The following is a 2964-nucleotide window of genomic DNA, read 5'->3' on the forward strand; positions in this document are numbered from 1 at the left end:
GCGCGGACCACCCGCCGCCTGGACTGGTGCCCAAGGCCAATCGGCCGAACGAGACAGATTAATAAGGTTAGTTTTCGCACGGACCGCTCTTGCCGGGGCGGGACGGGGCTTGCAACCCCGCCCCGCACCTTGGCGCTCTCCCTCACCGCGCCGGCAGTGCGGCGATCGGCTGGCTCAACCGGGTCTGCGTCGCGTCGCGCCGGTCGAGGACCCGATAGTAGATCAGCTTAACCCCATCGATCACGACCATCCAGGCCAGACAGTAGACCCACACGATACCGATCAGGTCCCAGGGCAGTTGCGGCACCAAGACGCCAAAGGCGCACATCAGGGCCGCCACGGCCTGCGTCGCCACGATGGCCAGGAAGAGCGGCAGGCTCGGGTAGGGCGGGACAAACATTGACCGCCTGGTGCGCACCACGAACAGCAGCAGGTGGCCGCCGGCCGCGAGTTGGAGGAACAGCATCGTCTGCAAGTGGTTGTGGTCGAGCGCGAACTTGGCCATGAGCGAGGGGTCGCTCATCCATTCCATTCCGGCCAGGACCAGGCCGAAGCTCTGTGCGATGGCGAAGAGACCCATCAGCGAGGAGAAGATCAGGATGCGCTGCATCTGCCAGCGCACCGGGCGCGGCGCGGTCTCCACATTGTCATAGGCGATGGTCATGATCGGGATGTCGTCGAGCAGGGCGAGCACCACGATCATGATGGCGGTCAACGGCTGGAAGCCGAAAAAGACATAGGCCATCACCACCACGAACATGATGTCGAGCGTCATGGCGATGCGGTAATAGACATAACTCCTGATCCGCTCGAAGATCTTGCGCGCCTCGACGATCGCGTTGACGATGGTCGAGAGCCCCGGTGCCGTCAGGATCAGGGCCGCGGCGCTGCGGGCGGCATCGGTGGCACCGCTCACCGCCACACCACAATCGGCCTCCTTCAGGGCCGGGGCGTCGTTCACCCCGTCGCCGGTCATCGCGACCAGGTGGCCCAACTGCTGGAGGGCCTTGACGATCTGGTATTTGTGCTGCGGGAAGACGCGCCCGAAGCCGTCGGCCCGCTCCACCGCGCGGGCGGCGGACATGGGGATCTGGTCCGGGTCGGTGCCTTCCTTGAACACGTCGCCCGCCACCAGCAGGTGTCCGCCCATCCCCAGTTGCTTGGCGATCTCGCTGCCGATGGCCACGTCGTCGCCGGTGACCATCTTGACCGCCAGGCCGAGCCTCTGGGTCTCGGCGATGGTCGACTTGGCGTCGGGCCGCGGCGGGTCCATCAGTGAGAGCAGGCCCACCAGGGTCCAGGTCTTGCCGTCGTCCCCGGAGCTGGCGACCCCCAGGGCCCGGTAGCCGCGCCCGGCCAGGTCGTTGACCTGGCCGTCATACTTGCCGCGGGTCACCGGGTCCAGGTGGCACAGGTCGGCGATCGCCTGCGGCGCCCCCTTGGCGTACTGGAAGCTGCGGCCCTGGGCGTCCGTGACCGTCGCCTCGGTCTTTTTGTTCACCGGATCGAAGGGGACGAATCTGGTCTGGGTGACCGTATCCAAGGCCTTGGGGTCGGCCAGGGCGTGCAGGACTGCCTGGTCGATGGCATCCTCGCTGTTGCGTTGGCTCGCCAGCGCGGCGGCGAACACCACGTCCTGCGGCTGGGCCCGACCATAGGGAATGGGTTCATCCAGCTTGAGCTGGTTCATGGTCAGGGTGCCGGTCTTGTCGCTGCACAGCACATCGACCCCGGCCAGTTCCTCGATCGCCGAGAGCCGCGAGACGATCGCCTTTTCCTTCGACAACGCGAGCGCCCCCAAGGCCATGGTCACGGACATCACGGCCGGCATGGCGACCGGTACCGAGGCGATCAGCAGCACCAGTACGAACTGGGCGATGGCACCCACCGTACTCCAGCCCCAGACATCGGCGACCACGACATCACGATAGACCTGGAAGCCCACCAGCACGACCGCCAGGGCGAGTGCGAGCAGGATCAGGAAGTCGCCGATCTGCAGCACCGCCTGTTCGGAGTGCGACTTGGAGCCGGCGGAGGCGACGAGCTTGGCGGTGCGCCCGAAGAAGGTCTGGTTGCCGGTGGCGGTGACCGCTGCCGTCATGGTCCCCTGCTTGGCGACGCTGCCCGAATAGGCGCCGTCGCCGACCCGCTTGGACACCGGCAGCGATTCGCCGGTCAGGGCCGACTGGTCGACGCTGAGATATTCACCCTCGAGCAGCAGACAGTCGGCCGGCAGGATCTCCCCCGCGGCCACCGTGACCACATCACCGGGTACCAAGTCGGCGGCGTCCACCGACAGCCACTGGCCGCCGCGCAGCGCCCGCGCCTTGAGCGCCAGGCCCTTCTTGAGTGCGGCGAGCGCATTGGCCGCCTTGTTGTCCTGCCAGAAGCCGACCGCGGCGTTATAGAGCAAGAGGCCCGTCACCACGGCAAAATCCGGCCAGTCGGCGCGGGCCAGCGAGATCAGGGCTGCGGCCTCGATCATCCAGGGGATGGGTCCCCAGAAGTAGCCGATGAGCTTGGTCCAGCGGCTCTCCTCGTGGGCGACGATGGCGTTGGGTCCGAACTTCTCCAGTCGGCTGCGGGCCTCGTCCGCGGTGAGGCCCTTGGGCGAGGTCCCGAGTTTGGCCAGTTCCGCCGTGATGGCGGCGGGACCCAGGGTGGTCGGGGCTGCGGCGCCGGTCGGGGCCGCGTTGGCGGCGGCCGTCACGGCTGCCGCACTGGTGTCAGCCGCGGCGGCCGGGTCCACGGCAAGTTGTGTGGTCATAGCATCTCCTCTCCTCTTGTCATTGGACGCGAACCTGGCGCGCGGTGGGGATCGCCCGCAAGGCGCGAAATACCCAATGTGGGCCGCTCTCCCGGCCCACCCTCGCCCACCGCCCCCACGCCAGGGCGGGTCATACGCAAACCGGCCTCGATCATCGTTCCGGCCACCGCGGTGTGTCGGTCGGCCTTCAGGCCGAC

The 2964-nt window shown here is 67.5% G+C and carries 1 protein-coding gene; it reads right to left on the reverse strand.

Translation table 11 applies throughout. The features are described 5' to 3' along the window. Positions 1 to 142 precede the first annotated feature (142 nt). Positions 143 to 2767: a plasma-membrane proton-efflux P-type ATPase gene (locus tag QZY48_RS05275; RefSeq protein WP_295428673.1), complete on the reverse strand. Its 2625-nt coding sequence runs from the start codon at positions 2765 to 2767 to the stop codon at positions 143 to 145. Positions 2768 to 2964 lie beyond the last annotated feature (197 nt).

The sequence above is a fragment of the uncultured Thiodictyon sp. genome (genome assembly GCF_903828115.1).
Classification (GTDB): Bacteria; Pseudomonadota; Gammaproteobacteria; order Chromatiales; family Chromatiaceae; genus Thiodictyon.